Origin of the sequence: Burkholderia sp. ZZQ-2 (assembly GCF_050768715.1) — a bacterium.
GTDB lineage: Bacteria > Pseudomonadota > Gammaproteobacteria > Burkholderiales > Burkholderiaceae > Burkholderia > Burkholderia cepacia.
In genome coordinates, this window is record NZ_LDVA01000060.1 from 1 (window position 1) to 348 (window position 348).

At 66.7% G+C, this 348-nt stretch carries 1 protein-coding gene; it reads left to right on the forward strand.

What is annotated here, in order from left to right:
* Positions 1 to 348, forward strand: a 348-nt coding sequence (locus ABY44_RS02595; RefSeq protein ID WP_431640811.1) for a hypothetical protein, incomplete at both ends; no start/stop codon positions are given.

A 348-nucleotide genomic window follows, 5' to 3' on the forward strand; every position in this document is an offset into this window, starting at 1 on the left:
CTGGAACTACTGGGCGACGCACTGGAGCTGGCTCTCGTCGCAGGGCCTCGATGCTCCCTATGACGATTCCGGAGCCTTCGTCGCGAACAAGAATGCCGACACCGTCGAGTCGGTGCAGCAGCTCGGTGACCTGTTCGAGGACGGCACCTTCGTCGTCGCCGACACGCTCCCTGACGGCGCCGGCGCAGACAGCGTGTTCGTCACGCACAAGGCCGGCTTCTTCGTGCAGGGCCGCTACACGATCGGCACGGTCGATGCGACAGGCGAGCAGGACAGCTACGACATCGTGCAGTGGCCGACTCCCGACGGCGAAGCCGCTCCCACGGGCGTGGCGACCAGCTTCCTCGC